At 73.2% G+C, this 24,235-nt stretch carries 20 protein-coding genes; 10 read left to right on the forward strand and 10 right to left on the reverse strand.

Going from position 1 to position 24,235, the window contains the following annotated elements:
• Positions 1 to 142: 142 nt before the first annotated feature.
• Complete coding sequence (locus ACIRST_RS06785; RefSeq protein ID WP_350523879.1) at positions 143 to 1,045, forward strand: 5'-3' exonuclease; 903 nt, start codon at positions 143 to 145, stop codon at positions 1,043 to 1,045.
• 16 nt (positions 1,046 to 1,061) lie between these two features.
• Here the strand turns inward: ACIRST_RS06785 and ACIRST_RS06790 are convergent, their stop codons facing one another.
• Together ACIRST_RS06790 and ACIRST_RS06795 are read right to left on the reverse strand one after the other, a co-directional pair.
• A complete protein-coding gene (locus ACIRST_RS06790) occupies positions 1,062 to 2,084 on the reverse strand; it encodes an aminotransferase class I/II-fold pyridoxal phosphate-dependent enzyme (protein ID WP_402800560.1) in 1,023 nt (340 codons plus the stop codon).
• Positions 2,081 to 3,520 carry a radical SAM protein gene (locus tag ACIRST_RS06795; protein ID WP_402800562.1) on the reverse strand — a complete coding sequence of 480 codons (1,440 nt, stop codon included), beginning with the start codon at positions 3,518 to 3,520 and terminating at the stop codon, positions 2,081 to 2,083. Before ACIRST_RS06795 ends, ACIRST_RS06790 begins: the two co-directional genes overlap by 4 nt.
• 226 nt (positions 3,521 to 3,746) lie before the next feature.
• Between ACIRST_RS06795 and ACIRST_RS06800 the strand changes: the two genes are divergently transcribed.
• The gene (locus ACIRST_RS06800) at positions 3,747 to 4,538 is read left to right on the forward strand and encodes a hypothetical protein (RefSeq protein ID WP_402800563.1); all 792 of its coding nucleotides are present in this window, start codon (positions 3,747 to 3,749) and stop codon (positions 4,536 to 4,538) included.
• Complete coding sequence (locus ACIRST_RS06805; RefSeq protein ID WP_350523799.1) at positions 4,535 to 4,885, forward strand: transcriptional regulator; 351 nt, start codon at positions 4,535 to 4,537, stop codon at positions 4,883 to 4,885. The genes ACIRST_RS06800 and ACIRST_RS06805 overlap by 4 nt, the downstream gene beginning before the upstream one ends.
• A 224-nt stretch (positions 4,886 to 5,109) precedes the next feature.
• Here the strand turns inward: ACIRST_RS06805 and ACIRST_RS06810 are convergent, their stop codons facing one another.
• Positions 5,110 to 7,965, reverse strand: a complete 2,856-nt coding sequence (locus tag ACIRST_RS06810; RefSeq protein WP_402800639.1) for a DEAD/DEAH box helicase — start codon at positions 7,963 to 7,965, stop codon at positions 5,110 to 5,112.
• Between the two features lie 310 nt (positions 7,966 to 8,275).
• On the opposite strand from ACIRST_RS06810, the gene ACIRST_RS06815 reads away from it, so the two are divergent.
• Together ACIRST_RS06815 and ACIRST_RS06820 are read left to right on the forward strand one after the other, a co-directional pair.
• Positions 8,276 to 8,650: a hypothetical protein gene (locus tag ACIRST_RS06815; RefSeq protein ID WP_350523800.1), complete on the forward strand. Its 375-nt coding sequence runs from the start codon at positions 8,276 to 8,278 to the stop codon at positions 8,648 to 8,650.
• Positions 8,651 to 8,681: 31 nt separating this feature from the next.
• Complete coding sequence (locus ACIRST_RS06820) at positions 8,682 to 9,056, forward strand: ArsR/SmtB family transcription factor (RefSeq protein WP_402800566.1); 375 nt, start codon at positions 8,682 to 8,684, stop codon at positions 9,054 to 9,056.
• 49 nt (positions 9,057 to 9,105) lie between these two features.
• Here ACIRST_RS06820 and ACIRST_RS06825 read toward each other — a convergent pair whose 3' ends face one another.
• Positions 9,106 to 10,278, reverse strand: coding sequence for an aminotransferase class V-fold PLP-dependent enzyme (locus tag ACIRST_RS06825; protein WP_402800567.1), 1,173 nt, complete (start codon positions 10,276 to 10,278; stop codon positions 9,106 to 9,108).
• Positions 10,279 to 10,374: 96 nt separating this feature from the next.
• Here ACIRST_RS06825 and ACIRST_RS06830 point away from each other — a divergent pair, with 96 nt between their 5' ends.
• From ACIRST_RS06830 to ACIRST_RS06845, 4 genes are all read left to right on the forward strand, one after another.
• Positions 10,375 to 12,453, forward strand: a complete 2,079-nt coding sequence (locus tag ACIRST_RS06830; protein ID WP_402800569.1) for a prolyl oligopeptidase family serine peptidase — start codon at positions 10,375 to 10,377, stop codon at positions 12,451 to 12,453.
• A gap of 104 nt (positions 12,454 to 12,557) precedes the next feature.
• Positions 12,558 to 12,935 carry a YrdB family protein gene (locus ACIRST_RS06835; protein WP_350523804.1) on the forward strand — a complete coding sequence of 126 codons (378 nt, stop codon included), beginning with the start codon at positions 12,558 to 12,560 and terminating at the stop codon, positions 12,933 to 12,935.
• Between the two features lie 274 nt (positions 12,936 to 13,209).
• Positions 13,210 to 13,587 carry a YrdB family protein gene (locus ACIRST_RS06840; protein ID WP_350523805.1) on the forward strand — a complete coding sequence of 126 codons (378 nt, stop codon included), beginning with the start codon at positions 13,210 to 13,212 and terminating at the stop codon, positions 13,585 to 13,587.
• A 165-nt stretch (positions 13,588 to 13,752) separates the two neighbouring features.
• Positions 13,753 to 16,125, forward strand: a complete 2,373-nt coding sequence (locus ACIRST_RS06845) for an immune inhibitor A domain-containing protein (protein WP_402800572.1) — start codon at positions 13,753 to 13,755, stop codon at positions 16,123 to 16,125.
• Between the two features lie 67 nt (positions 16,126 to 16,192).
• Here the strand turns inward: ACIRST_RS06845 and ACIRST_RS06850 are convergent, their stop codons facing one another.
• Positions 16,193 to 17,662, reverse strand: a complete 1,470-nt coding sequence (locus ACIRST_RS06850) for an MFS transporter (RefSeq protein WP_402800574.1) — start codon at positions 17,660 to 17,662, stop codon at positions 16,193 to 16,195.
• A 47-nt stretch (positions 17,663 to 17,709) separates the two neighbouring features.
• Between ACIRST_RS06850 and soxR the strand changes: the two genes are divergently transcribed.
• Positions 17,710 to 18,162: a redox-sensitive transcriptional activator SoxR gene (gene soxR, locus ACIRST_RS06855; protein ID WP_350523808.1), complete on the forward strand. Its 453-nt coding sequence runs from the start codon at positions 17,710 to 17,712 to the stop codon at positions 18,160 to 18,162.
• 179 nt (positions 18,163 to 18,341) lie between these two features.
• On the opposite strand, the gene ACIRST_RS06860 is transcribed toward soxR, so the two are convergent.
• From ACIRST_RS06860 to ACIRST_RS06880, 5 genes are read right to left on the reverse strand one after another with little or no spacing between them, the layout of a single operon-like run.
• Positions 18,342 to 19,409, reverse strand: a complete 1,068-nt coding sequence (locus ACIRST_RS06860; protein WP_402800576.1) for an ABC transporter ATP-binding protein — start codon at positions 19,407 to 19,409, stop codon at positions 18,342 to 18,344.
• Complete coding sequence (locus tag ACIRST_RS06865) at positions 19,409 to 20,407, reverse strand: ABC transporter ATP-binding protein (protein ID WP_402800577.1); 999 nt, start codon at positions 20,405 to 20,407, stop codon at positions 19,409 to 19,411. The genes ACIRST_RS06860 and ACIRST_RS06865 overlap by 1 nt, the downstream gene beginning before the upstream one ends.
• Entirely contained in the window at positions 20,407 to 21,393 is a 987-nt protein-coding gene (locus tag ACIRST_RS06870) for an ABC transporter permease (protein ID WP_350523811.1), read from the reverse strand. Before ACIRST_RS06870 ends, ACIRST_RS06865 begins: the two co-directional genes overlap by 1 nt.
• Complete coding sequence (locus tag ACIRST_RS06875) at positions 21,390 to 22,352, reverse strand: ABC transporter permease (protein ID WP_402800580.1); 963 nt, start codon at positions 22,350 to 22,352, stop codon at positions 21,390 to 21,392. Before ACIRST_RS06875 ends, ACIRST_RS06870 begins: the two co-directional genes overlap by 4 nt.
• 13 nt (positions 22,353 to 22,365) lie before the next feature.
• On the reverse strand, positions 22,366 to 24,117 hold the full coding sequence (locus ACIRST_RS06880; protein ID WP_350523813.1) for an ABC transporter substrate-binding protein: 1,752 nt from the start codon (positions 24,115 to 24,117) through the stop codon (positions 22,366 to 22,368).
• Between the last annotated feature and the right edge of the window lie 118 nt (positions 24,118 to 24,235).

Consider the following 24,235-nt stretch of genomic DNA (forward strand, 5'->3'; position numbering starts at 1 on the left):
GCGCCGGACCGTACGAGCACGGGCGGTGCGAGCGCCGGGAACCGGGCCGTACGAGCACCCGGAACCGGCCGCACGAACCCCGAGAACCGGGACTCCGTCAGCGCGGTGCGGCATGATCTGTGACGTGACCGCACCGCGACTGATGCTGCTCGACTCCGCCAGCCTGTACTTCCGGGCCTACTTCGGCGTACCGGACACCCTGCGCTCGCCGCAGGGCGAGCCGGTCAACGCCGTCCGCGGCCTGCTGGACTTCATCGCCCGGCTGGTCCACGACCACCGCCCCGACCGGCTGGTGGCCTGCATGGACGCCGACTGGCGCCCGCAGTGGCGGGTGGACCTCGTCCCCTCGTACAAGACCCACCGGGTCGCCGAGGCCGCCGTGGACGGCGAGGAGGAGGTGCCCGACACGCTCGCCCCGCAGGTCCCGGTGATCGAGCAGGTGCTGGACGCGCTCGGCATCGCCCGGGTCGGCTCCCCCGGCTACGAGGCGGACGACGTGATCGGCACCCTCACCGCCCGCGCCGAGGGCCCGGTGCAGATCGTCACCGGCGACCGCGACCTCTTCCAGCTGGTGGACGACGCCCGGGGGATCACCGTGCTCTACCCGGTCAAGGGCATGGGCAACCTGCAGGTCACCGACGACGCGCTGCTGCTGGAGAAGTACGGCGTGCGCGGCGCCCAGTACGCCGACATGGCCGCCCTGCGCGGTGACCCGTCGGACGGCCTGCCCGGGGTCAAGGGCATCGGCGAGAAGACCGCCGCCCAGCTGATCAACGAGTACGGCGACCTCCCGGCCATCCGCGCCGCCGCCCTCGACCTCGCCTCCAGGCTCACCCCGGCCCGGCGCCGCAACATCGTCGAGGGCGCCGCCTACCTCGACGTCGCCCCGAAGGTCGTCCGCGTCGCCGACGACGCCCCCCTCCCCGCGTTCGACCCGGTCCTCCCCCGCGAACCCCTCGACCCGATGACCCTCGAAGAGCTCTCCACCCGCTGGGGCCTCGGCACCTCCCTGGACCGCGTCCTGGAGGCCCTGGCCCGGCGCTGAGGCACCCACGGGGGCATCACCCCGGCCGCACCGCCGACGGCGTCGGGCCGAAGGCGTCGGCGAGGCTGGTCAGGACGGAGCCGGACCAAGCGGTCTCGCCGAAGACGCCGCCCGGCAGGGCGAGCACGCCGTACGCGCGGCGGAGCGTCTCCGCCGGGATGTCGACCGGGAAGAAGTAGTTGCCCGGGCACGTCCGGCTCCCCGGCGCGACCGCCCCGAGCACGTCGGCCGGCAGCCGGTCGAACAACCGCTCGGCCCGTACGGCCAGTTCGGCGGCCACCTGCCCGGGCACGTCGCCGTGCACGGTCAGCAGGCGGTCGGCGAGCCTCAGCTGGTCGGGCGTCGGCGGGTCCGCGCGGAACGAGTCGGCCAGTTCGGCCTGATCCGGGCCCAGCAGGACCACTCCGAAGGTGCGCGGCCAGAGCCATCCCTTGGTGACCGAGTGCAGCAGGACCGCACGACCGGTGTCCAGCAACCGCCGCGTGCCGGCGGCGAACGGTGCGCCCAGGTCGTAGACGCCGTCGATCAGCAGGTGCCGGTGCGGTGACTCCCGCAGCCAGGCCATCACCTCGGCGCACTCGGCGTCGGACAGGTACCGGCCGAGCGGCTTGCTGGGGTTGGCGAGCAGCAGGTACTCGGGCCGGTCGTCCGCCGGCGCCCCCGGCAGGACCGGTGCCGGCAGCGTCGGGTAGGCCGCGGGCGCCAGGCCCGCGGCGCGGGCCAGCTCGAAGTAGACCGGGTACACGTCCGCGGGCAGCCACACCCTCGCCCGCACGGCGCGCAGCCGGCGGAACACCACGTCGAGCCCGTGGCGGACCCCTCGACAGACCATGGCGCGACCGGACCACTCCTCCGGCAGCTCGTAGCGCCGCAGCCAGGCACGGGCGAGATCGCACCGGTGCACCGTACGCGCGTCGTCCGGCGGTTCCGGCCGCATCGGCGCGAGCGCCCGGTACAGGTTGGTCTCGGCGGCGTCCAGCAGCGACGGGGACGCGTCGAGCTGCCGCTGCCGGAAGTCCTGGAACTCGTCGAACCTCACGCCATCGCCCCTTCCGGCAGGATCTCGCTGGCCCGGTCCTCCAGGGAGGCGTAGCAGCGCCCGTCGGCCAGGACGTTCCAGCTGCGGGCGACCCCGCTGGTGCGCTCCCAGAGCAGGCTGGGCTCCGTGTAGGCGGCGATCCGCATCGGCCGGCCGTCCCAGCTGCCGCGGTAGACCGGCGCACCCCAGGGCAGGCGGCTCGCGAGTTCGAAGCCGTGCTGCTCGGCGAACCCGGTGACGACGGACAGCGACACCTGGTTCTCCCGGCTCCAGACGTTGGCGGCGCGGTCGAAGTAGAGCGACTCGGTGCTGGTGGAGACATAGAGCTCCTTGAAGCAGACCTCCTCGACACCCAGGGCCGCGGCCCACGAGAGGTAGTCGGCGACGCCGGCCGCGTCGGCCACGCCGCCGCGCTGGAGCACGCAGATGAGCCGTGTCAGCAGCGACGGCCAGCGGTCGCGTTCCACCCGCCAGGTGTCGATCACCGAGCCCACCGGCGTGCGCAGCGCCATCAGCCGCTCGCTGACGGCGTCGTCCTGGTGGTGCCGGGAGACCGCCAGCACGCTCAGGCCTGCGGCGCCCAGGGCTGCCAGCCGGTCGGCCCGGTCGGCGTGCCCGCCCTTCGCCAGGGTGTGCGCGTTGGTGATCAGGACGACCTTCGGGAAGGCCGCCGAGCAGGCGGACACCAGCCGCAGCTGCTGGTCGAAGGGTATGAGCGTGGGCTCCCCGCCACCGGTGATCACGGCACGCTCGGCGCCCGCCGCACGGGCGCGCTCCAGCCAGTGGGCGACCGCGTCCCACGGGACCCGGGCCGGCGCCTGGTCACTGGAGATCGACGCCGCGGAGAAGCAGAACGAGCACCGGGCCTGGCAGGCGGAGGCGACCGGCAGCAGCGAGACCGAGCGCGGTCTCAGGTCGGCGTAGTGACGATCTGCCGATCCGTGCAGGCGCAGGGAGGCCGCCATCGCGTCCTCGACGGTCGTCGGGCGCAGCGTGAGCCCGTCGCCCGCTTCGCTCGCGGTGGCCGGGTCGGCGGGGGTGGCCGGGTCGGCGGGGGTGGCCGGGTCGGCCGGGTCAGCGGGGTCGTTGGGGCCGTCGGGGTCGTCCGCGTGGTCGAGTTCGTGGACGGCTGACAGCCGGATGCGGGCCTCGTGCAGTTCCATGCCGAGGCCGGTCGCCGCGTTGGGCACCAGCTCGTCGGGGTCCACCGCGGTCTCCAGCACCAGCAGCCGGTCGCCCGGGATGGCCAGCCTCTCCAGCAGGCGTCGTGCCTTGCCGACGCCGATGCCCAACTCCGCACGGGTCAGCAGGTGGAACCGGTCGGGATGGGTGCTCTCCGGGATGCCCGCCTTGCCGTAGGCGAAGGCGTACTTGTCGAAGCCCCTGGCGAAGTTCGACAGCACGATGACGTGGAAGCGCCGGTCGCTACGTTTCATCGGGTCATCATGCACGACCGGCCCTCGCGTGCGAGCTGCTCGATCCGATGATCCCGGACGGCTTCCCCACCGGCCGGACGATCCGCACGAGGGGCCGCCGCGTTCGCCGCAACCGACCCCGCGGCCGCCCCGGCTCTGCATCCCCGTGAACTCTTGACCGCAATGTACTTTGCATTGCAAAGTTGACGGGCCGTCGGAGGGGCCGACGGCACCGAGGGGGTGGAGCGTGACCACACTGCAGCAGGGCGGCCCGGCCGAGTTGCTGGCCGCCACGAACGGGCTGCGGGCGAGGGCCAGGAGCCGACTGAGCGGGGCGGGGGTCCCGTTGCTCGGCCTGGGCCTGCTCGCACTGGCGGCCGTACCGGTCGCCGGGCAGGCCTTCAACTTCGGCGCCAACGGGCGGGACATCACCTCCTATCCGGCCTTCGCCTACGCCCAGCTGACCGGCCTGTGCGTGCCGCACGCCCCCGGAGCCGCCTGCGAGAAGGGCGAGTTCGCCGGGGCGGTGCTCCGCTGCCTGGCCTGGGGCGTCTGGTTCGCACTGCTCCCGCTGGCCTGGTTCGCCCTGGCCCGCTGGTACCGGCGGCGCGGCGAAGGCCGCGGGATCGTCCCGCGCCGCACGACCTGGCTGGGCGCCACGGCCGGAGTCGGCGCGCTGGCCGCCGCCGTGGTGCTCGCGCGGGTCCTCGTCGACAGCCGGCACTTCGACCTCGGCCTCCTGGTGAACACCTACGCCTCGCCCTGGTACGTCCTCGGTGTCGGCCTGTTCGTCCTCGGCCTGGCCGAACGCAGCCCGCTGGTGGCCGGCGCCGGCCTCCTCCACACCGCGCTGCTCAGCGCCTACCTCTCGGCCCCGTGGGAGAGCGGCTGGCTGCCGTGGCTCGACCGGTCCGACGGCTGGACCGACCGCCCGGAGCTGAAGGCCCTCCTGCTGGCGGCGATCCCGCTGGCCGCAGGCCTGGCGCAGTGGACCGCCGGGCGTCGACGAGCTGCGGCATCCCGTACGGTCACCCCATGAGCGTTGCCGACGAAACCGAGGAACAGCACCCGACCCTGTCGCTGGACGACACCGTCCACCAACGGGTCCGGCTCGGGATCCTCACCATCGCCCGCGAGGCCGACCAGGTGGACTTCGGTTTCCTCAAGGAGCAACTCGGCGCCACCGACGGCAACCTGTCCCGCCATCTGAAGGTCCTGGAAGACTCCGGCCTCGTCACCGTCACCAAGGGCTACGCCGGGCGCCGCCCCCGGACCTGGGTCGCCATGACCCCGCGCGGCGCCGAGGCGCTCGACCGCGAACTCCGGGCCCTGCGGGAACTCGTCCGCCGCCTCGACGCGGCCGCGGCGAGCGGGCGGCAGGAGTAGGGAGTGGGAAGTCGGCCCGGCCGACTTCCCCCTCACGCCCGTCGGCGACGGCGGGAGCCTGGCACGGCGGGGTGGCGCCGGACATGAGCGCAGGAGCCCGCACGGGCCGGGCCCGGTGTGCGAAGGGCCGGGCAAGCGGGCCAAGCCCGCGAAGGGCCGGGCGTACGAAGGGCCCCGCTCGTTCGTGGAGACGAACGGGCGGGGCCCTCGGGCCGGTCGGCCGGCTAGCTCACCGAGGAGTAGGCGATGATGCCGCGGCGCAGGCCGTCGACGGCCTTGCGGGCGGTCTTGCGCAGTTCGGCGTCCGAGCCGGCGGCGTCCTGGATCTGACCGAGGACGTCGATCAGCTGCTTCGTCCAGCGGACGAAGTCGCCGGCCGGCATGTCGGCGTCGCGCAGCACCTGGTCCAGGCTGTGGCCGAGCGCCCAGCGGTAGGCGGCCCAGGCGAAGCCCAGGTCGGGTTCGCGCTGGCCGACGCCCTCGGCGGTGTTGATCCGGTGCTGCTCCTCCAGGGCGTCCAGGTGGCCCCAGATCCGGACCATCTGGCCGAGCGCCTCCTTGGCCGCGCCCTCCGGCACCCGGGGGGCGCCGGCGTCGTCGGACTGGCGGGCCTCGTACACCAACGCCGAGGCGCAGGCGGCGAGTTCGGCGGCGGCCAGGCCGCTCCAGACGCCCTCGCGGATGCATTCGGAGGCGAGCAGGTCGAGTTCGCCGTAGAGGCGGCCGAGCCGCTTGCCGTCGTCGGTGACGGTGTCGCCGCTCAGGTAGCCGAGGTCGGTGAGCAGGGCGCAGACCCGGTCGAAGGTGCGGGCGATGGTGTGGGTGCGCGAGCGCATCCGGCGTTCCAGCAACTCGGTGTCGCGGTGCAGCCGGTGGTAGCGCTCGGCCCAGCGGGCGTGGTCCTCGCGGTCGGAGCAGCCGTGGACGGGGTGCTGGCGCAGCTCGGTCCGCAGCCGGGTGATCTCCGGGTCGTCGGCGGCGGCCGCGCGGCCGCGGCGGAACCGCTCGGGCTCCAGGTGGCCGGCCTTGGTGCGCAGGGCCGAGGCGAGGTCGCGGCGGGACTGCGGGCTGCGCGGGTTGAAGGACTTGGGGATGCGGACGCGCTCGATCGCGGCGACCGGGTGCGGGAAGTCGATCATGGCGAGCCGCTTGACCTGGCGCTCGGCGGTGAGCACCACCGGGCGCGGGCCGTCCTGGAAGTCGGGGTGGCGCCGGCTGCCCCGGCCGGAGCGGTCGACCGGCGGCAGGCCCGGGTCGAGGACCAGGGCGAGGCCGGCGAACTTGCCGGTGGGGACGTGGATGACGTCGCCCGGCTTGAGCTGCTCGATGGACTCGACGGCGGCCGCACGGCGCTGGCTGCTGCCCTCGCGGGCCAGCTCGTTCTCGCGGTCCTTGAGCCGGCGGCGCAGGTCCATGTACTCGTCGAAGTCGCCGAGGTGGCAGGTCATGGACTCGCGGTAGCCCTCCAGGCCCTCCTCGTTGCGCTGCACCTGGCGGGCGATGCCGACGACCGAGCGGTCCGCCTGGAACTGGGCGAAGGAGGTCTCCAGCAGCTCGCGCGAGCGGTGCCGGCCGAACTGGGAGACCAGGTTGACGGCCATGTTGTAGGAGGGCCGGAAGGAGGACTTCAGCGGGTAGGTGCGGGTGCCGGCCAGGCCGGCCAGCGCCTCCGGGTCCAGGCCGCGCTGCCAGAGCACCACGGCGTGGCCCTCGACGTCGATGCCGCGCCGCCCGGCCCGGCCGGTGAGCTGGGTGTACTCGCCGGGGGTGATGTCGGCGTGGGTCTCGCCGTTCCACTTGACCAGCTTCTCCATGACCACCGAGCGGGCGGGCATGTTGATGCCGAGCGCCAGGGTCTCGGTCGCGAAGACGGCCTTGACCAGGCCCTTCACGAAGAGCTCCTCGACGACCTCCTTGAACCGGGGCAGCATCCCGGCGTGGTGGGCGGCGATGCCGCGCTCCAGCCCGTCCAGCCACTCGAAGTAGCCGAGGACGTGCAGGTCCTCGTCGGGGATGTCGGCGCAGCGCTCCTCGACGATCGCGCGGACCCGGGCGCGGTCGGCGTCCTTGTTGAGCCGCAGCCCGGAGCTGAGGCACTGCTGGACGGCGGCCTCGCAGCCGGCCCGGCTGAAGATGAAGGTGATCGCGGGCAGCAGGCCCTCGGCGTCGAGCCGGTCGATGACGTCCACCCGGCCCGGCGTCCAGACCCGGCCGGGGCGGCCGTTGGGCATCGAGCGGCCGCGGCCGCGTCCGAAGCGGTCGCGGGGGTTGCGGTCGAGTTCGGAGCGGGCCAGCCGGACCAGCTCGGGGTTGACGGCCTTGCCGGGGTTCTTCAGGTTGTGCTTGGGCCGGCCGTCGCGGTCGGGATCGGCGAACAGGTCGTACATCCGGTTGCCGGCCATCACGTGCTGCCACAGCGGCACCGGGCGGGTCTCGGAGACGATCACCTTGGTGCCGCCGCGCACGGTGTCCAGCCAGTCGCCGAACTCCTCGGCGTTGGAGACGGTCGCGGAGAGCGAGACGAGGGTGACCGACTCGGGGAGGTGGATGATGACCTCCTCCCAGACGGCGCCGCGGAAGCGGTCGGCGAGGTAGTGGACCTCGTCCATCACGACGTAGCCGAGGCCGTCGAGGGTGCTGGAGCCCGCGTAGAGCATGTTGCGCAGCACCTCGGTGGTCATGACCACCACGGGGGCGTCGCCGTTGACGGTGTTGTCGCCGGTGAGCAGGCCGACCTTGGCGGCGCCGTAGCGCTTGACCAGGTCCCCGTACTTCTGGTTCGACAGCGCCTTGATCGGCGTGGTGTAGAAGCACTTGCGCCCGGCGGCCAGGGCCAGGTGCACGGCGAACTCGCCGACGATGGTCTTCCCGGAGCCGGTGGGAGCGGCGACCAGGACGCCCGAGCCGGCCTCCAGCGTCTCGCAGGCCTCCAGCTGGAACTCGTCCAGCGGGAAGTCGTACAGCTGCTGGAAGCCGTGCAGGGCGGTGGCCTGCTCCTTGGCCCGGCGACGGCTGGCCGCGTACGCCTCGGCAGGGCTGAGCTCCCGGTCGTCCTGGAGCTCTGGATCGGGGGTGTTCATCGCCGTCCGGGTGTGGTTGGTGTGATCTCGCATCTCAGCGAGAGGTTACCCGGGAGGACCGACATCGATAGCACCGTTTTTTCGCGGTGCGATCGCCCGCGGGATCACGACGGGACGGGCTCCGGGAGCACGCCCGGAGTGCCCGCGGGATCATCACGGGATCAGTTCTCTCTCAGATCCATAGTTGCAAATGTCTTCAAGTGATCACGGATCGGCCGTCTTCGGTCGTCTTCGATCATCGGCGGTGAAACGCCGTCCACACTCCGTACCTTCGTCGTCACAGCCACCAACACGCGGGAGGACAACGACGATGGCGAACCTGGAGACGTCCCTCAAGGAGGCCATGTCGATCGACGGCGCGATCGGCGTCGCCCTGGTCGACTACGGCAGCGGCATGGCGCTCGGCAGCCTCGGCGACGGCGGGGAGCTGGACCTCAACGTCGCCGCGGCCGGGAACACCGACGTGGTCCGCGCCAAGATGCGGGCGATGGAGATGCTCAACCTGCACGACAACGAGATCGAGGACATCCTGATCAGCCTGACCAACCAGTACCACATGGTCCGGCCGATCACGACGCCGAGCGGCCGCGGCCTGTTCCTGTTCCTCGCGCTCAACCGCAGCCGCTCCAACCTGGCGATGGCCCGCCACAAGCTCAAGCGGATCGAGGTCTCGCTGGAGATCTGACACCCGGACCGACACCAGGAAGGGGGGCCTCGTGACGGTGGCGCTCTACCAGGCGAAGGCCGAGTTCTTCCGGATGCTCGGCCATCCCGTCCGGATCCGGGTGCTGGAACTGCTGCAGGCCGGACCGACGCCCGTCCGCGCCCTGCTCGCCGAGCTGGACGTCGAACCCTCCAGCCTCTCCCAACAGCTCGCGGTGCTGCGCCGGTCCGGCATCGTCACGGCCACCCGGGAGGGCAGCACGGTGGTCTACGCGCTGGCCGGCGGGGAGGTCGCCGAGCTGCTGCGGACCGCCCGGCGGATCCTCACCGGGATGCTCGCCGACCGGAACCTGCTGCTCGCGGAGTTGCGGGGGGACGACGGGGGCGAGGACGCGGACCGGCCCCTGAGCCGGTCCGCCGGGCACTGAGCCGGTCCGCCGGTCAGGAGCCGGTCAGGAGTCGACCGTGAGCCGTCCGCTACCCCTTGAGCAGCGCGGCGAGCCCGTCCGCCAGCCGCTCGTACTCCTGCGGCCGGTTGTACAGCTGCGCACTGATCCGCAGCAGCCCGCCGCCGTCCCACGGGCGGACGGCGATCCGGGTGCCGAGCCGCCGCCACACCTCGGCCATCAGCGCCTTCGCCGCCGCCTCGCTCTCGCACCGGCCGACCGGCAGCCGGACGGTGCGCATCCACACCCCGGGGGTGGCCGGCAGCGGGCGCAGCCCGGCCCGCTCGACCAGCACCCGCTGCCCGTACGCGGCGAGCGCGGTGTTGTGGCCGGCCACCGCCTCCGGGCCGAGCGCGCGCAGCAGCTCGAAGCCGGCCGGGGCGGCCAGCCAGGGCGTGTAGTCGCAGGTGCCGCGCCACTCGACGCTGCCCGGGAAGCCCTTGTCGTGCTCCCAGGAGAGGGCCAGCGGGCGCACCCGCGCCGTCCACTCGGGGCGGACGGCGAGCACGCCGGTGGCGCGCGGGGCGAAGGCCCACTTGTGCAGGTTGCCGAACCAGAAGTCGGCGTTCGGGTCGGCCGGGGCGGGCAGCATGCCGGGCGCGTGGGCGCCGTCCACGACCGTGACCACGCCGAGCGCGCGGAGTTCGGCGAGCAGCCCCGGGCCGGCCACCAGGCGGGCGCTGGGCGAGGTGAGCTGGTCGAGGACGGCGACGGTGGTGCGGCCGTCGACGGCGGCCAGCACCGCGTCGCGGACGGCCGCCTCGTCCGGGGCGTCCAGGGGCAGCTCCGCGACGTGGAGTTCGGCGCCGGTCTCGGCGGCCTTGCGTGCCACGGCCTCGGTGACGGCGCCGTAGCCGTGGTCGGTGACCAGGATCCGGTCGCCGGGGGCGAAGGGGATGCTGTCCAGGGCGATCGCCACGGCCTCGGTGACGTTGGTGACCAGGGCGAGGCGCCGCGGGTCGGTGGCGAGGTCGGCCGCGAGCGCCGTCCGGGCCCGGCCGATCCGGGCGGGCAGGTCGGCGAAGAAGCCGTCCGGGTCCAGCTCGTGCTCCGTGCGCAGTTCCTCCTGGGCCCGCTGCACCGGCACCGGGACCGCGCCGTACGAGCCGTGGTTGAGGTGCGCCGTGCCCGCCGACACGCTGAACAGGCCGTCGGCGGCGGGCAGCGGGGCGGGGGGTTCGGCGGTCCACAGGTCCTCGATCACGGCGTCCCTCCCTGGTCGCCCACCGGCGACTGATGTGTGACATTTCACATGACAGACTACTGGTCGGGGCACGCACCGCGCGACCACGATCGGGCCGTGACCATCACCGACGCCTTCCTTGCCCTCAGTGCCCGTACCGGCCGGTTCACCTTCGGCGCGCCGCGCGCGTACACGCTCGCCGAGGACGGTACCCGGCTGCTACTGCTCCGCTCCAGCGGTCCCGAGGACCCGGTCGACCGCCTCCACCTGCTGGACACCGCCACCGGCGAGGAGCGCACGGTCGCGGACCCGGCCGCACTGCTGCCCGGCCGCACCGGCCGCCGCGACGACCTGCCCGTCGTCGAGCGCCGGCTGCGCGAGCGCACCCGGCTGGTCGCCGCCGGGATCGGCACGTACGCGGCCACCGCCGACCTCTCGGTCGCCGTCTTCACCCTCGACGGCCGGCTCTTCCGCACCGACACCGCCGACGGCACCAGCGACGAACTCCCGGTCGCCGGGCCCGCGTTCGACCCCAGGCCGGACGCCACCGGCCAGCGCGTCGCCTACGTCGCCGACGACGCGCTGTACGTCACCCCCGGCCTCGAACCGCTCTCCCCCGCCGACGGCGCCCGCTGGGGCGTCGCCGAGTTCGCCGCCGCCGAGGAGCTCGGCCGCGCCCGGGGCCACTGGTGGCGCCCGGACGGCGGCGCGCTGCTGACCGCCCGGGTGGACGAATCCGCCCTCCCCCGGCGTCACTTCGCCGACCCGGCCCGCCCCGCCGAGGCGCCCGAGGACTTCGCCTACCCGCAGGCCGGCGGCCCCAACGCCGACGTCCAGCTCTGGGTCCTCGGCCTCGACGGCGGGCGGGTCCGGCTGCACTGGGACGCCGACACCCACCCCTACCTCTGCGCCGCCTCCTGGGCCTCCGACCACGAGGTGCTGCTCACCGTCGCCGACCGCCTGCAGCAGAACGTGCTGCTGCTCGGCGCCGACCCCGCCACCGGCGAGACCCGCGAACTCTCCCGCACCACCGACGAGTTCTGGGTGGACGACCTCCCCGGCACCCCCGACCGGCTGCCCGACGGCCGGCTGCTCACCGTCCACGACACCCCGCAGGCCCGCGGCCTCGCCCTGGACGGCGAGCCGCTGGACACCACCGGTCTGCAGATCCGCCGGGTGGTCGGACGGCTGCGCGGCCGACTGCTCTGCGAGACCGGCCAGGGCGACCCCGCCGACCAGTACGTCCACCTGATCGACCCGGACGGCGGCGCACCCGAACTCCTCACCGCCGGCCCCGGCGTGCACTCCGCCCTCGCCGCCGCCGGCACCCTGCTGCTCACCTCGGCCTCCGCCGACGGGATCCGCCGCCGCGTCCTGCTCGACGGCCTGCCCGACGGCCGCGAGCTGCCGCTCGCCGACCTGAGCGCCACGCTGCCGTACCCGGTCCGCCCCCGGCTCGCGCGGGTCACCGAACGCGGCCTGCCGACCGCCGTCGTCCACCCGCGCGACCACGTGCCCGGCCGCCGGCTGCCCGTCCTGCTGGACGTCTACGGCGGCCCCGGCTACCAGGCGGTGGCCAACGAGCCGCGCCGCTGGCAGCTCCGCCAGTGGTGGGCCGACCAGGGCTTCGCCGTGGTCACCACCGACAACCGCGGCACCCCGTTCGTCTCCCCGGACTTCACCCGGGCGATCTTCCGCCGCTTCTCCCAGGCGGCCCTGGACGACCAGGTCGACGCCCTGCGCGCACTCGCCGCGCACCACCCGGACCTCGACCTCGGCCGGGTCGGCGTGCGCGGCTGGTCCTACGGCGGCTACTTCGCCGCACTCGCCGTGCTGCGCCGCCCGGACGTCTTCCACGCCGCGTGCGCGGGCGCCCCGCCCACCGACTTCCGGCAGTACGACACCGCGTACACCGAGCGCTACCTCGGCCTGCCGCAGGACAACCCCGAGGGCTACGCCGACGACTGCCTGCTCACCGACGCGCCCGGGCTGACCAGGCCGCTGCTGCTGATCCACGGCCTGGCCGACGACAACGTCCACCCCTCGCACACCCTGCTGCTCTCCCAGGCGCTCACCAGGGCCGGTCGCGCGCACGCGGTGCTGCCGCTGCCGGGCGTCACCCACATGACGCCGGACGGGACGAACGAGCAGCTGACCCTGGCCGAACTCGCCTTCCTCCGGGCGTCCCTGGGCTGACCGGGCGCTCCCGGCCGATCCGTTGCGCCGCCCGGGCCGGACTGTCACACTCCGCGTGACCGCCGCCCCGCCCGGGCGGCGCAGCGAACGGGGAGAGTGCACGGATGAGGATCGACAGACCCGGCCCGGTCGGTCGGCGGCAGTGGACGCCGCTGACCGCGGGCAACGCCGGCATCGCCTTCGGGCTGGAGCTCGCCATGCTGGCAGCGCTCTGCTACTGGGGGTTCAGGACCGGCTCCACGCTGGGCACCCGGCTGCTGCTGGGGCTCGGCGCGCCGGCGCTGGCGGCCACCGTCTGGGGCCTGTTCCTGGCCGCGGGCGGGCCGAAGTTCCCGCTGCCGGTCGGCGCGGAGATCGTGCTCAAGCTGGTGACGCTGGGCACGGCGGCCGCCGCCCTGTACGCCACCGGGCGGACCACCCTGGCACTGGTGTACGGCGTGCTGGTGGTGGTCAGCGTGGCCGTCGAGTACACCGTCCGCTGACGGCGGGGCCGTTGCCGGGAGCGGCCCCGACGACAGCGGCCCCGACGGGAAGGGCCGCGGCAAGAAGGGCCGTGACAAGAAGGGCCTTCGACGGCAAGACGGCTGACGAACCGGCAGGTGGGAGGCAGCGGACCGGCAGCCGCGGGGCGATCCGTTGAGTTCGGCCGACCGGGCTGGAACACTCCGCTTGACGGCCGTCCGGCCCCCGGACGGCGCAGGAGTCGAGGGGTCTCGGCGGCACGCGTCGGGGCACCACGGCGGGGAGAGCGCGCGGATGACGATCGACGGACCCGGCCCGGCGGAGCGCCGACTGCGCAGGTCGCTGGCCACGGCCGGCACCGAACTCGGCTTCGGGGTGCAGCTCGCGAGCCTGGCGGCGCTCTGCTACTGGGGCTTCCGGACCGGCGACGGCCTGGGCCTCCGGCTGCTGCTGGGCCTCGGCGTGCCGGCCGCGGCCCGCGCGGTCTGGGACGTGTTCCTGGCCGAGCGCCGGGCGAAGGTCGAACTGCCGCTCGCCGCACGGCTGGTGCTCAAGCTGGTGCTGCTGGGCGCGGCGGCCGTCGCGCTGCACGCCACCGGACTGACCACCCTGGCGGCGGTGTTCGCCGCGCTGGTGGTCTTCAGCCTGGCCCTGGACTTCGGCAACGGCTGACCCGGCGGCACGGGCCGTACGGAGAAGGGGCGTCGCACCTGCGGGTGCGGCGCCCCTTCCGCTTGCCCCGGACCCCTTCCACGTGACCCGTGACATGTGAAATATTACCTGCGCTTCACCGACCGACACCCGGAACACCCCAATCCCCCGGAAAGGACCGGTCAGTTGCGCAGACTGTCCGCGGCCCTCGCTGCCGCGCTCACCACGAGCGCGATAGCGGCCACCCTGCTGGGCACCCCCGCCCAGGCCGCTCCCCCGCCGCCCCTCACCGTCACCGCCGCCGCGGCCGCCGACGCCGCCCCGCAGGGCGCCGAGGCCCCGCCCGCGCCCCTCGTCCCACAGGAACGCGAGCGCCAGGCGCTCCGCAGCAAGGCCCTTGAGCAGCTCAACAAGGGCACCGTCGCCAAGAGCGCCGACAAGCGGGCCCCGGCCAAGGTGAGGATCGGCAACGACTACGTCCAACTGGCGCACCAGCGCACCGACAAGGTCTTCGTGATCCTCGCCCAGTTCGGCGACCAGGTCGACGACACGACCCAGTGGAACGGCCAGCCGCGCTACGGCGGCACCCCCGGCCCGCGCCACGACCAGATCCCGAAGCCGGGCAAGGACGACAACCACACCCTGTGGTCACCGGACTTCGACCGCGCGTACTACCAGAAGATGTTCTTCGACGACACGCCCGGCTCCGTGTCGATGCGCAACTACTACCGCACCCAGTCCTCGGGCCGGTACGACGTCGAGGGCACCGTCAGCGACTGGGTCACCGTCCCGTACAACGAGGCCCGCTACGGCAGCAACAAGGGCCCGCAGGGCTCCGGCGCCTGGACCCAGGCCCAGGAGTTCGTCCGGGACGCCGTCAAGGCCTGGTACGACGGCGAGGTCGCCAAGGGCCGCAGCGTGGCGGACATCAAGGCCCAGCTCGCCCAGTACGACGTCTACGACCGCTACGACCACGACAAGGACGGCGAGTTCGACCAGCCCGACGGCTACCTCGACAACGTCATCGTGGTGCACGCCGGCGTGGACGAGACCTGGGGCGGCGGCGCCCAGGGCGCCGACGCGCTGTGGGCGCACCGCAGTTGGGCCTTCCCCGACGCGACCGGGCAGACCGGTCCGGAGGGCGACAGGATCGGCGGCGCTCCCGTCGGCGACACCGGCCTGTACGTCTACGACTACGTCCAGGGCGGCGAGAACAGCGGCGTCGGCCTGTTCGCCCACGAGTACGGCCACAATCTGGGCCTGCCCGACCTGTACGGCACCACGGGCGGCGACAACAGCGTCAACTTCTGGTCGCTGATGTCCTCCGGCTCCTACCTCGGCAAGGGCCCCAACACCACCGGCGGCTACCCGGGCGACCTCGACGCCTGGAGCAAGCTGCAGTTCGGCTGGCTCAACTACGACGAGGCGCAGGCCGCCACCCGCTCCAGCCACGCCCTCGGGGTGAGCAGCTACAACACCGACCAGGCGCAGGCCGTCCTCGTCCACCTGCCCGACGGCACCACCAGCACCGACCTCGCCGACCCGTACGAGGGCGGCAAGCAGTGGTGGAGCGACACCGGCGACAACCTCGACAACTCCCTCGCCCGGGACGTCGACCTGCGCACCGCCGCCGGACCGGCCGCCCTCGACGCGGCGGTCTGGTACGACACCGAGCAGGACTACGACTTCCTCACCGTCGAGGCGTCCACCGACCAGGGCAAGCACTGGACCGCCCTCGGCGGCACCGTGGACGGCGCACCGATCGGCAACACCAGCGCCAACACCCCGGGGCTCAGCGGCAGTTCGGGCAGCTACCGGAAGCTGCACATCCCGCTGGACGGCTACCTCGGCCGGCAGGTCCGGCTGCGCATCCACGCCACCTCGGACGGCAACACCCACGGCCGCGGCGTGCTCGTCGACGCCGTGAAGCTCACCGCCGGCGGCAGCGAGCTGTTCTCCGACGGCGCCGAGAACGGCACCGGCGGCTGGACGGTCAGCGGCTTCTCGGTCATCACCGGCCGCACCGCCGTCAAGCAGCACCCGCGCGCCTACCTCGCCGAGAACCGCCGCTACACCGGCTACGGGGCGTTCCTGAAGACCGGCCCGTACAACTTCGGCTACACCGGCGTCACCGGCAAGGCCAACGTGGTCGACAACTACCCGTACCAGGAGGGCGTCCTGCTGTGGCTCTGGGACACCTCCTACGGTGACAACAACACCAAGGACCACCCCGGCGGCGGGCTCATCCTGCCGATCGACGCCCACCCGGCGGCGATCCGCTTCGCCGACGGGACGCTGGTCAACGGGCGGGCGCAGACCTTCGACGCCACCTTCTCGCTCAAGCCGACCACGCCGTTCACCCTGCACAAGGGCGGGGTCGCGGTGCGGATCCCGGCCGAGCCGGCCGTCCCGGCGTTCGACGACCACAGCGGGGTGTACGCCGACCCCGCCACGCCGCAACTGACCGTGAAGGTGCCGGACACCAACACGCGGATCGAGGTCGTCCGGGAGTCCCAGGGCGGACGGATCACCACCGTCCGGGTGGGCCCGGCCTCCTGAGTCGGACGGACGCGAGTCGGCCCCGGATCCCCCCGACGAAAGGGATCCGGGGCCGGTCCTCGTCCGCTCACCGCCCGGAGCGGCGGGCGGTGAGCGCGGCCGTGGCCACGCCGAACACGGTGATCGCGGCGATCCCGAAGGTCATGTACCGGGCCGAGTCGACCGGGCTGTCCGCGCCCAGGTTGACCAGGGTGCCCGCCAGCGCGGACGTCACCGAGAAGGCGATCAGCTGGGTGGTGTTGATCGCCGCGGCGGCCTTGCCGCCCTCGGCCGGGTCGCTGCTGCTGCGCATCGCGGCCACGCTCAGGTGCGGGAAGGCCAGCCCGATCCCGGTGCCGGCGACGAACAGCGCCACCGCCCACAGCACCACCCGCAGGCCGGAGGCGTGCCCGGTCTGCAGCAGCCCGTAGGCCAGCAGACCGGCGACCAGCACCAGCGGGGCGGTCCGGATCGCCCGGGCCCGGCCGTGCACCGACTCGATGCCGACACTGAACAGCTGGGCCGTCGTCCAGCCCGCCGACACCGCGGCGCCGAGGAAACCGGCCACCAGCGGGCCGAGGCCGCCCAGCTCCTGGCCGAACAGCGGGATGAAGTTCTCCGCCACCACGCCGGCGCACAGCACCGCGACGGTCAGGTAGAGCCACTTCAGGGGGTTCCCGGCCCGATAGGTCTGCCCGGGCAGGACCGTCGCCGCGCCGCCGCGCCGCTCGGCCGCCACGAAGCCCACCAGCAGCGCCAGACCGGCGAGGATGCAGACCGCCGTCGGGCCGCCGCTCGGGACGGTCGAGCTGACGCTGAACGCGGCCGCCGCCAGGGTGAGCAGCAGCAGCGAGGGCAGCGGCACCGGGCCGCTCCCCGCCCCCTCCCCGGACCGCTCGGAGCGGCCGGGCAGCACCCGGCGGGCCAGCACGGCCAGCACCAGTGCGGCGACCAGCAGCAGGACGTACGCCCCGCGCCAGGCCCCGAGCTGGGCGAACAGCCCGCCCAGCGACGGCCCGACCAGGGTGCCGACGCCCCACATCGCGGAGACCAGCCCGGCGGCCCTGGTCCACAGCCGCTCCGGCAGGGCGCTGCGAATCACGGCGTAGCCGAGCCCGGCGACCAGACCACCGCCGAGGCCCTGCACCACCCGGCCGAGGATCAGCGCCGGCATCGAGGGGCTGAGCGCGTTGAGCACCGCGCCCGCGCCGAACACCAGGAAGCCCAGGACGTACGCCCGGGCGGCGCCCAGCCGGTCCAGCAGCCGGCTGACCAGCATCGAGGCGATGACGGCGGCCATCAGGAAGCCGGTGGCCACCCACGCGTAGTAACGGCCGCCACCGATGTCGGCCACGATCGAGGGCATCAGCGCCGCGGTGAAGTAGAGGTTCATCGCGTACAGCGCGACACCGCCCGCGAGGATCGAGGCGGGGGCGGCGTACCGTCGGGAGAACAGTTCGCGCCATCCGCCGGAGGTCCCCTCGGACGGCGACTCCGCTGGGTAACTGTCCAGCTGAGCAACGGTCGTGTCAGTCTTCACGGCAGATGATCGGGTCATGTCCGGTACCGTAGAACTTCAAGAGAACTTGAAGTCAAGGAGTCGCCATGACCACCGCACCGGTCGACCTGCTGAGCGTCGGGGAGGTGGCCCGGCGGGCCGGGATCGCCACCTCGGCGGTGCGCTTCTACGAGGACCAGGGGCTGATCTCCTCCGAGCGGTCGGCCGGCAACCAGCGCCGCTACCGGCGGCACGTGCTGCGCCGGATCTCGCTCATCCTGGTCGCCAAGCGGCTCGGCATCCCGCTCAGCGAGGTCGCCGAGGTCTTCACCGGCCTCCCCGAGGACCGGATGCCCGGCAAGCACGACTGGGAGCGCATCTCGCTCCGCTGGGCCGAGCAGCTGCGCGCCCGCCGGCTGGAGCTGGAGCGGCTGGAGGGCGAGCTGACCGGCTGCATCGGCTGCGGCTGCGTGTCGCTGCGCCGCTGCCGGGTGCTCAACCCCGGCGACGAACTGGCCGCCGAGGGGCCCGGCCCGCGCCTCCTGCTGCCGGAGGAGTGAGGGACCGGGCTGGTGAGCACGTGCGTGAGCGGTCGGGCAAGCGAGCGGGCGAGCGGGCGCGTGAGCGGGCGAGCGGGCGGGACCGGTTGGAACCCGGTCGGACGCGGCCCTCGTAGGGTTCCCCGCCGCGCCCGACCGGGGGTCTCGGTGCCCGGCTCACACCGCCGGGCGGCCCCGGCTCACACCTCCGGGAAGTGGCAGGCCGCCTCCCGGGTGCCCGGGCCGGCGATCCGCAGCAGCGGCCGCTCCGTCCGGCACAGCTCCTGCGCCTTGGGGCAGCGCGGGTGGAAGGTGCACCCGGGCGGCGGGGCGGCCGGGCTCGGCGGGTCGCCGAGCAGCACGATCCGCTCCCGGGTCCGCTCCGCCTCCGGGTCCGGCAGCGGCACCGCGGAGAGCAGCGCCCTGGTGTACGGGTGCGCGGGGCTGCCGTAGACCTCGGCCTTGTCGCCGATCTCCACGATCCGGCCCAGGTACATCACCGCGACCCGGTCACAGACCCGCTTGACCACCGAGAGGTCGTGCGCGATGAACACGTACGCCAGGCCGAGCTCCTGCTGGAGCCGCTCCATCAGGTTGACCACCTGGGCCTGGATGGACACGTCCAGCGCGGAGACCGGCTCGTCGGCGATCACCAGCCGCGGCGAGGTGGCCAGCGAGCGGGCGATCCCGATGCGCTGTGCCTGACCGCCCGAGAACTCGTGCGGGTAGCGGTCCAGGTGCTCGGGGATCAGCCCGACCAGCTCCATCAGCTCGGCGGCCCGCTTGCGCGCGGCCGCCGCGCTCTCGCCCTGGACGAGCAGCGGCTCGGAGATGATCCGGGACACCGTCTGCCGGGGGTTGAGCGAGGAGTACGGGTCCTGGAAGACCATCTGCAGGTCGCGCCGGTGCGGGCGCAGCCGGGCCTGGGAGAGCCCGCCGATCTCGGTGCCGTCGAAGGTGACGGTGCCCGAGGTCGGGTCGAGCAGCCGGACGATCATCCGGCCGGTGGTGGACTTGCCGCAGCCGGACTCGCCGACCAGGCCGAGCGTCTCCCCCGCGCCGACGTCGAAGCTGACGCCGTCCACGGCCCGGACCGGCGCTCCGGGCCGCCCGGTGCGGCTGCGCCGGCCGGGGAAGGTCTTCACCAGGTCCCGTACGGACAGCAGCGGTTCCTTCGTCCCGGCGGCTCCGGTCGTCCCCCTCGCTCCGGTCGTGCCGGCGGGTCCGGTCGTCCCTCCGGTTCCGGTCGTCCCGGCGGATCCGGTCATCACAGCACCCCTTCCGGCACCAGCGGCAGGTGGCAGGCGGCCTGGTGGCCGGGGGCGAGCGGGCCGAGCGCGGGGCGCTCGGCCAGGCAGCGGGCGTGCTCCTCGGCGGACGCGGCGGTGGTGCGGGCGCAGCGCGGGGCGAAGGAGCAGCCGGGGGCGGGGGCGATCAGCGACGGCGGGCTGCCGGGGATGGCCCGCAGCGGGGCGTCGTCGGTGTCGTCCAGGCGCGGCAGCGAGTCCAGCAGGCCGCGGGTGTACGGGTGCGCGGGCTGCGCGAACAGCCGGTCCACCGGGGCCTGTTCGGCCGCCCGGCCGCCGTACATGACCAGCACCTCGTGGGCGACCCGGGCGACCACGCCGAGGTCGTGGGTGATCATCACGACGCCGAGGCCGCGCTCCTGCTGGATCCGGGCGATCAGGTCGAGGATCTGCGCCTGGACGGTGACGTCGAGCGCCGTGGTGGGCTCGTCGGCGATCAGCAGGTCGGGTTCGCAGGCCAGTGCCATGGCGATCATGACGCGCTGGCGCATGCCCCCGGAGAACTGGTGCGGGTACTCGTCGACCCGGCGGGCCGGCTCGGGGATGCCGACCTCGGCCAGCATCTCCACCGCGCGGGCCCGGCCCGCCTTGCGGTTGGCCCTGAAGTGCACCCGGTAGTGCTCGGCGATCTGCTCGCCGACGGTGTAGAAGGGGTGCAGGCTGGACAGCGGATCCTGGAAGATCATCGCGATCCGGCGGCCCCGGACGGCGCCGAGTTCCTTCTCCCCGAGCCCGTTCAGCTCCTGCCCGTGCAGCCGGATCGAGCCGGTGACGGCGGCGCCGCGGTGCAGGCCCATGACGGCGAGCGAGGTGACGGACTTCCCGCTGCCCGACTCGCCGACCAGGCCGAGGGTGCGCCCGGCCTCGACGGCGAAGGAGATGCCGTCCACCGCCCGGACCGTCCCCCGGGGCGTGGCGAAGGCGACCTTGAGGTCCTCGACCTCCAGCAATGCGGTCATCAGTACCTCACTCTCGGGTCGACGAACGCGTAGAGCAGGTCGACCAGCAGGTTCGCCGCGACGATGAAGAAGGCCGCGAGCAGGGTGACGCCGAGGATGACGGGCTGGTCGGAACGGCCCAGGCCGTCGTAGAACAGCCGGCCGACACCCGGCAGGCCGAAGATGGACTCGGTGATGACGGCACCGGCCAGCAGGCCGCCGAGGTCCATGCCGAAGAGGGTGAGGATCGGCGTCATCCCGGCGCGCAGCCCGTGCTTGACGGTGACCGTCCGCGCCGGCAGGCCCTTGGCCCGGGCGGTGCGGATGTACGGCTCGGCCATCGCCTCGATCATCGAGTTGCGGCTCTGCCGGGCGTACATCGCCGCGTACAGCAGGGCCAGGGCGGTCCACGGCAGCAGCAGGTTGGAGGCCCAGGTGAAGGGGTTCTCGGTGAACTGGTGGTAGGAGGGGTAGGGCAGCAGCCCGGCCGTCCTGACGACGCCCCAGATCAGCATGATCGAGGTGAAGTAGACCGGCAGCGAGGCGGTGCCGACGGAGAGCACCATCAGCGTCCGGTCGACCGGCCGGCCCTTGCGCAGCGCCGAGGTGACGCCCGCGCCGAGGCCGAGGACCAGCCAGAGCACGGCCGCGCCGAGGGCCAGCGAGACGGAGACCGGCAGACGGTCGGTCAGCAGGTCCCACACCGGGAGCCCGTACTCGTAGGAGTAGCCGAGGCAGGGGAAGCCGCAGTGCACGGCGCTGGGCCCGGAGCCGTAGTCGCGGCCGGCGAAGATGCCGCCGAGGTAGGCGAGGAACTGGTCCCAGACCGGTTTGTCCAGGCCCATCGCGGCCTTGACGTCGGCCAGCCGCTCGGGGCTGCAGGTCTTGCCGCAGGCCGCCGCGGCCGGGTCGTTGGGCAGCAGGTAGAAGATGGTGAAGGTGATGGCGCAGATGGCGAGCAGGATGCCCGCCACGCCGAGCAGCCGGCGGCCGAGGTAGAGGATCACGACCGGCCTCCCCGGGGGTCGAGGATGTCGCGCAGCGCGTCCCCGAGCAGGGTGAAGGCGAGCACGGCGAGGAACAGGAAAGCGGTCGGGATCAGGAAGTACGTCGGGTCGGTCTCGTAGTGCACGATGCTCTCGGCGATCATCTGGCCCCAGGACGGGGTCGGCGGGCGGACGCCCACGCCGAGGTAGCTGAGCGCGGCCTCGGTGGCGATCATGCCGGGGACGAGCAGCGTGGTGTAGGCGATGATCGGGCCGGAGACGTTCGGCAGGATCTCCCGGGTGAGGATCCGCCAGGACCGGGCGCCGCCGACCTTGGCGGCCTCGACGTACTCGCGGTGCTTGAGCGACAGCGTCTGGCCGCGGACCACGCGGGCGATGCCGGGCCAGGTGAACAGGCCGATCACCAGGGTGATCAGCAGGATCCGGTTGACGTCCTTCGCCACCGACATCATCGCGATCATGAAGATCAGCGACGGGAAGGACATCGTGAGGTCCATCAGCCGGGACAGCAGCGCGTCGGTGCGGCCGCCGAAGTAGCCGGCCGCGATCCCGGCCAGGGTGCCGGCGACCACGACGACCGCGGTCGCGGTGAAGGCGATCAGCAGGGACACCTGCCCGCCGTGCAGCACCCGGGCGAACAGGTCGCGCCCGGTGATCGGCTCGACGCCCAGCCAGTGCCGGGTGCTGATGCCGCCGAAGTCGCCCCGGGGCAGGCCGCCCAGGTACGGGTCCACGGCGCGTTTGTCGAACTCCTCGGGGGACCAGCCGCCGAGCGAGCCCAGCGGCCCGGCCAGGGCGGCGGCCAGGACCAGCACGCCGACCGTGATCAGCCCGAACCGGGCCGAGCCCCTGGCCCACAGCTGGTCCCCGACCTGCCGCCACGGCCCGCGCCCGGCGCTCTTCGCGGCGCCCGTCGCCGTGGCGTCCGCCACGGCGACGGGCTCAGTGGTGGTACTCATCGCTGCCGGCCCCTCAGCCCTTGCCCTTGGCGGGGTCCTTGAGGCCGACCACGGCGAGGTCGATCATGCCGGCGTAGCCGGAGTTGCCGAACGCACCGGCCACGTTGGTGCCCACCAGCAGGGGGCGGCGCTGCCACATCAGCGGCACGGCCGGGGCCTTCTTCATCAGGTCCTCGTCCAGCTGCTGCCAGGCCTTGTTGGCCTCGTTGACGTCCGTCATGGCCGCGATCTGGTCCATCCGGTCCATCGTGGCCTGGTCGCGGAACTGGCTCCAGTTGCCCTGGTTGCCCTTCTCCTTGATGGTCCGTCCGTCGAACAGGAACGGGAAGAAGGTGGCGGCGGACGGGTAGTCCGGACACCAGCCCTGGATGATCAGATCGGGGGCGTTCTTGATGTCGCCGACGGTGTCGGTGAAGGCCGACGGGTCCGTGGTGTTGACGGTGACCTGCACGCCGACCTTGGCCAGCGACTGCTGGATCGCCTCGGCGCGGGTCTTGTCGCCGAGCGAGACGGTGAGCGTGACCTTCAGGTCGGTCTTGCCCGCCTCCTTGAGCAGCGCCTTAGCCTTCTCCGGGTCGCCGGCCGCCGGGATCTTCAGCGGGTCGGCCTTGACGCCGCCGGTCAGCGACGGCGGCAGGTAGGAGGTCGCCACGTCGGTCACCGCCGGGCCGCCGAAGGCCGTCACCTGCGCCTCGCGGTCGACCGCCCACATCATCGCCTCGCGCACCTTCGGGTCGTCGAAGGGCGCCTTGGCGGTGTTCATGAACAGCATGTCGGTGCAGCCGGTGCGCTCGGCCGCCATGCGGGCCCTGACGTCCGCCTTGGGCATCACCTTGGCGACGGTCTCGTGCTGCATCCAGGGCATGTTGATGGCGTTGGCGTCGGCGCCGTCGCTGGCGATGATCCGGTCGTCGGCCTGGCCGCCCTTGATGCCCTGGGTGACCACGACCTTGTCCGGGTAGGCCTTGCGGACGGTGTCGGTGGCCTGGTCCCAGTTGGTGTTGCGGACCAGCACCAGCTGCTTGCCGCGGTCGTAGCTCTCGATCTTGTACGGGCCGGAGGAGAACGGCCGGGAGTCGTACTGGGTGCCCTTCTCCTGTGACTGCGGCACCGGGGAGAAGGTCGGCAGGGTGACGGTGTCCGAGAACTCGGCGACCGGGCGCTTCAGGTGGAAGACGATGGTCCTGTCGTCCGGCGTCTCGATGCTCGCCAGGTGCTCGCCCGTCAGCGGGCCCTTGTAGTTCTCGCCGCCCGCCAGGTACTGGATCGCGTAGTCGGGGCCGCCGGTGAGGTCCGGGGAGAAGGACCGCTCGACGTTGTACTTGATGTCGGCGGACTTGATCGGGCTGCCGTCCTCGTACTTGAGGCCCTCCTTGAGGGTGAAGGTCCACACCTTGCCGCCCTCGGAGGACTTGCCCAGGTCGGTGGCGAGGTCCGGGACGATCTCGCTGCCGGCGGCACCCGGTTCGGACTTGAAGGTGGTCAGGGTGCGGTAGAGCAGCCGGGTCCCGAAGTCCATGTGCGGGACGGTCCAGTTGCGGGCCGGGTCGAGGTGGGCGAAGTCCTGGTTGGTCAGGACGGTGAGGGTGCCGCCCTTGGCCGGCGTCCCGCCGATGATCGAGCCGCTCTCCGCGCCCGGGCCCTTGGTGCTCGACGGGGCCGCGTCACCGCCGCTGTCGCTCTTGTCGTTCGTGCAGGCCCCGAGGCCGAGGGTGAGGGTCGCCGCGAGGGCCGCCGCGAGGGCGGCGTGGGTGCGCCTGGTCATGTGCAACTCCGCTGTGGGGGGCCTGATCCGGCCGCTCCGCTGTGTGACCCGTAACATAGTAATGTGAAATTGCACTGCACAAGAGGTGACGCCGCCCGTTACCGAGCTGTGTCCGTGC

Source organism: Kitasatospora sp. NPDC101447, assembly GCF_044767225.1.
GTDB lineage: Bacteria > Actinomycetota > Actinomycetes > Streptomycetales > Streptomycetaceae > Kitasatospora.

Excerpts from the sequence above, each read along its gene's own strand:
- ACIRST_RS06835 (WP_350523804.1), top strand. The coding sequence starts at position 12,558 with ATGAGGATCGACAGACCCGGCCCGGTCGGTCGGCGGCAGTGGACGCCG.
- ACIRST_RS06850 (WP_402800574.1), bottom strand. The coding sequence starts at position 17,662 with ATGACCCGATCATCTGCCGTGAAGACTGACACGACCGTTGCTCAGCTG.
- ACIRST_RS06810 (WP_402800639.1), bottom strand. The coding sequence starts at position 7,965 with ATGAACACCCCCGATCCAGAGCTCCAGGACGACCGGGAGCTCAGCCCT.
- ACIRST_RS06805 (WP_350523799.1), top strand. The coding sequence starts at position 4,535 with ATGAGCGTTGCCGACGAAACCGAGGAACAGCACCCGACCCTGTCGCTG.
- soxR (WP_350523808.1), top strand. The coding sequence starts at position 17,710 with ATGACCACCGCACCGGTCGACCTGCTGAGCGTCGGGGAGGTGGCCCGG.
- ACIRST_RS06840 (WP_350523805.1), top strand. The coding sequence starts at position 13,210 with ATGACGATCGACGGACCCGGCCCGGCGGAGCGCCGACTGCGCAGGTCG.
- ACIRST_RS06865 (WP_402800577.1), bottom strand. The coding sequence starts at position 20,407 with ATGACCGCATTGCTGGAGGTCGAGGACCTCAAGGTCGCCTTCGCCACG.
- ACIRST_RS06860 (WP_402800576.1), bottom strand. The coding sequence starts at position 19,409 with ATGACCGGATCCGCCGGGACGACCGGAACCGGAGGGACGACCGGACCC.
- ACIRST_RS06880 (WP_350523813.1), bottom strand. The coding sequence starts at position 24,117 with ATGACCAGGCGCACCCACGCCGCCCTCGCGGCGGCCCTCGCGGCGACC.
- ACIRST_RS06795 (WP_402800562.1), bottom strand. The coding sequence starts at position 3,520 with ATGAAACGTAGCGACCGGCGCTTCCACGTCATCGTGCTGTCGAACTTC.
- ACIRST_RS06875 (WP_402800580.1), bottom strand. The coding sequence starts at position 22,352 with ATGAGTACCACCACTGAGCCCGTCGCCGTGGCGGACGCCACGGCGACG.
- ACIRST_RS06815 (WP_350523800.1), top strand. The coding sequence starts at position 8,276 with ATGGCGAACCTGGAGACGTCCCTCAAGGAGGCCATGTCGATCGACGGC.
- ACIRST_RS06785 (WP_350523879.1), top strand. The coding sequence starts at position 143 with ATGCTGCTCGACTCCGCCAGCCTGTACTTCCGGGCCTACTTCGGCGTA.